The 3,665-nt window shown below is 66.4% G+C and carries 3 protein-coding genes; 2 read left to right on the forward strand and 1 reads right to left on the reverse strand.

What is annotated here, in order from left to right; genetic code table 11:
• Nucleotides 1-53: 53 nt before the first annotated feature.
• Nucleotides 54-1,292: a urate hydroxylase PuuD gene (locus tag ACDELDRAFT_RS20120; protein ID WP_005799901.1), complete on the forward strand. Its 1,239-nt coding sequence runs from the start codon at nucleotides 54-56 to the stop codon at nucleotides 1,290-1,292.
• A gap of 338 nt (nucleotides 1,293-1,630) precedes the next feature.
• On the opposite strand, the gene ACDELDRAFT_RS20125 is transcribed toward ACDELDRAFT_RS20120, so the two are convergent.
• The gene (locus tag ACDELDRAFT_RS20125) at nucleotides 1,631-2,275 is read right to left on the reverse strand and encodes a TetR family transcriptional regulator (protein ID WP_005799902.1); all 645 of its coding nucleotides are present in this window, start codon (nucleotides 2,273-2,275) and stop codon (nucleotides 1,631-1,633) included.
• A 166-nt stretch (nucleotides 2,276-2,441) separates the two neighbouring features.
• Between ACDELDRAFT_RS20125 and ACDELDRAFT_RS20130 the strand changes: the two genes are divergently transcribed.
• A partial coding sequence (locus ACDELDRAFT_RS20130; RefSeq protein ID WP_005799904.1) for an efflux RND transporter periplasmic adaptor subunit occupies nucleotides 2,442-3,665 on the forward strand: 1,224 nt, incomplete at its 3' end.

Below are 3,665 nucleotides of genomic sequence, written 5' to 3' on the forward strand. Positions count from 1 at the left end.
GCCGGCCGCCAACACGTTCTCATGCGGCGCCTGCGCGCCGCCAGGGTTGAGATATGGAAAGCTACCTTCTCGACTGGGCCAACCTGCTCTTGCGCTGGGTCCATGTCATCACCGCGATTGCCTGGGTCGGGTCGTCGTTCTATTTCGTCTTTCTCGACAGCAGCCTCACGCCGCCGGTCGATGAGGAACTCCGCAAGCAAGGGGTGAGCGGCGAGTTGTGGGCCGTGCACGGGGGGGGCTTCTACCACCCGGTCAAGTTCAACGTATCGCCGCCGCAGCTGCCCAGCCACCTGCACTGGTTCTTCTGGGAAAGCTACAGCACCTGGATCAGCGGGTTCTCGCTGTTCACGGTGTCGTATCTGTGGAGCGCCAGCACCTACCTGATCGACAAGTCGCGCATGGACTGGGCGCCGGCCGAGGCCATTGCCGTGGCGCTGGCGTTCCTGGTGGTGTTCTGGCTGCTGTACGACGGCATATGCCGCCTTTTCGGGCAGAAGAAGAACGGCGATGCCATCGTTGGCGCCCTGGTGCTGGTGCTGGTGTGCGTGGCGGCGTGGCTGGCCTGCCACTGGTTCGCCGGGCGCGCCGCTTTCTTGCTGGTCGGGGCCATGATGGCCACCGCCATGAGCGCCAACGTGTTCTTCTGGATCATCCCCGGCCAGCGCACGGTGGTGGCGCAGATCAAGGCGGGCCAGCCGGTGGACCCCATCCACGGAAAGCGCGGCAAGCAGCGCAGCGTGCACAACACATATTTCACGCTGCCCGTGCTGTTTGCCATGCTCAGCGGGCATTACAGCTTTACCTGGAGCCACCCGCAGAACTGGCTGGTGCTGATCCTGATGATGTTTGCCGGTGCGGCCATCCGCCAGTTCTTCGTGATGCGGCATGGCTACAAGCTGGGGCGCAACCGCCATCCGCTGCCCTACGCGCTGGTGGGCGTGGCGGTGATCGTGGGCGTTGCGGCGTGGCTGCGGCCCGCCGCCGTCATGGTCGATTCAGGTGCTACTGTTTCAATAGCTGGTAGCGCAAAAACAGCAAGCGCTACAGGCCAAAATGACTATGCATCCGTGCAGGCAGTGCTGGCGCAGCGCTGCTACCAGTGCCACGGCGAGCAGGTGCAGATGAAGAACCTGCGCCTGGATTCGGCCGCCAGCGTGCGCCAGCATGCCCAGGCGATCTACCAGCAGGCGGTGGTGCAAAAACTCATGCCCATGAACAACGCCACGCAGATCACCGAAGCCGAGCGCGCGCTGATCGGGCGCTGGTACGTGGCGGGGGCGGTCACGCCCTGACCATGTGGGCGTGCTTGACCGCGTGCGCCCCCCATGGACGGGGCTCGGGCCTGAACCCTTGCCAGGGCGGCGCTGAACCAGTCAGCGCGATGCGGCGGGCCCCGGAACGGGGTGGGCTGCATCGCGCAAGCCACAGTGATCGCCGCAGTTGTCCCGAGGATTGCAACGCCGCAGGCAGCCCCGCGCCAGGGATGCACCGTGCGCGAGGGGCTTGGTCAGCGTTGTCCTGGGTGAGAGGGGGCCGACCTTCGCAAGCCGAAGGCCTGCGGGTGAGCGGTGACCTTGGCTTTGGGCGTCAAGCCGGCGCTGGCTGGCGGGTCCCAGCGGGTCGTGTTGGCTCAGGCCGCCGCGTGCGGTGGATCGTGCGGGCGCAGGCCCAGGCCTGCCAGAAAAACGTCGAGTGAAGTGCGACCCACGTCCTGCAGGTCGAAGGCCGAGGGGTCGAGCAGCCAGTGCTGCACCAGCCCTTCGAGCAGCGCCTGCAAACCCAGGCTGACATGGGTCAGCGACACGGGCGGCGCCAGCTGGCGCAACGCGAAGGTTTTTTGAAGCGCCTGCAGGTTGCGACCCACCCATTCGCGGTGGCTGTGCTGGTGGCGCTCAAGCACGGCTCCCAGTTCGGCTGTGTATTCGACTTGGTGGGTGGCAATCTGCAACACGCGGCGCGTCTGCGCATCGGTGGCGATGATGCGCAGGCCCTCCAGCATGGCGCGGCGGATTTCGGCGACCGGGTTGGCGGCCTCGTCGAGACGCGTCTCGATCAGCGTCCGCTCCAGCGGCAGGGTCACGCGCTCCATCATGGCGTTGAACAGGTCTGCCTTGTCACGGAAATGCCAGTAGATGGCCCCCCGCGTGGTGCCCGCCGCCGTGGCAATGTCGTTGAGCGACGTGCGTGAAACGCCACGCGACTGAAACAATTGTTCCGCAGCATCCAGAAGGTTGTTGCGCGTGGTTTGTGCGTCTGCCTTGGTGCGCCGGGCCATGGGTACCTCTCGATGGTAGTTGTCCTTACTATACATACATTCGAGAATGTATGTATACTTTCCTACTGCACTTCGTTACCTGCTGCGGGTGTGGGCGTTGAACGCAACGCCACACTAAACTTGTCCACTTTGCGGATCCGCCGCGTCTTTCTCTCCAAGGAACACCATGTCTGCCTTGCGCTATGTCAAGACTGCCCCCGTTGTTGCCTCTGCCATTCCCTTTGCGCGACAGCGCCTGGGCATCGCAGCCGGTGGCCTGTCCGTTGTATTGCTGTTGGCGGCCTGTGGCAAGTCCGAGGCGCCGGCTGCAGCGGGGGGTGGTGGCGGCATGCCGCCGCCGGAAGTGGGGGTGGTGGTTGCCACGCCGGGCGACGTCGGTCTTGTGACCGAACTGCCGGGGCGCCTCGAAGCCTCGCGCGTGGCGCAGGTGCGGGCCCGCGCCGCCGGCATTCTGCAAAAGCGCCTGTTCCGTGAAGGCAGCGATGTCAAGGCGGGGCAGCCCCTGTTCACCATCGATGCCGCACCTTACGCAGCGGCCCTGCAGAGCGCCGAGGCCACGCTGGCCCGGGCCCAGGCGAACCTGACCCAGGCCGCCGCACTGGCCGAGCGCTACAAGCCCCTGCTGGCCGCTAACGCGGTGAGCCAGCAGGAATACGCCAACGCCGTGGCGGCACACAAGCAGGCCGAGGCCGATGTGGCCGCCGGCAAGGCGGCGGTGCAGACCGGCCGCATCAATCTCAACTACGCCAGCGTGACCGCGCCCATTTCGGGCCGCATTGGCCGGGCGCTCGTGACCGAGGGGGCCTTGGTGGGGCAGGGCGAGGCCACGCAACTGGCGGTGATCCAGCAGATCGATCCGGTATATGTGAACTTCACCCAGTCCGCCGGCGAGGTCATGGCGTTGCGCCGTGCCATGGCCGATGGCCAGCTCCAGCGTGCGGCGGGCACCGATGCCGCCAGTGTGCGCGTGGTGCTGGAGGACGGCAGCGAATACGCCCGCTCCGGCAAGCTGCTGTTTTCCGACCTGACGGTGGATGCCAGCACGGGCCAGATCACGCTGCGCGCCGAGGTGCCCAATCCCAAGGGCGAACTGCTGCCAGGCCTGTACGTGCGTGTGCGCCTGGAGCAGGCGCAGGTGTCCAACGCCATCACGCTACCCCAGCAGGCGGTCACGCGCACCCAGCAGGGCGACAAGATCACGGTGGTGGGCGCCGACGGCAAGCTCAGCCAGCGCACGGTGAAGGTGGGCGCGGCGCGCAACAACCAGTGGGTGGTGCTGGAAGGCCTCAAGGCCGGCGAGCAGGTGATGGTCGACGGCTTCCAGAAACTGCAGATGATGCCGCCCGGCACGCCCGTGAAGGCCGTGCCGTGGCAGGCCCCGGGCAGCGCC

Origin of the sequence: Acidovorax delafieldii 2AN, from assembly GCF_000175235.1 — a bacterium.
Taxonomy (GTDB): domain Bacteria; phylum Pseudomonadota; class Gammaproteobacteria; order Burkholderiales; family Burkholderiaceae_C; genus Acidovorax; species Acidovorax delafieldii_B.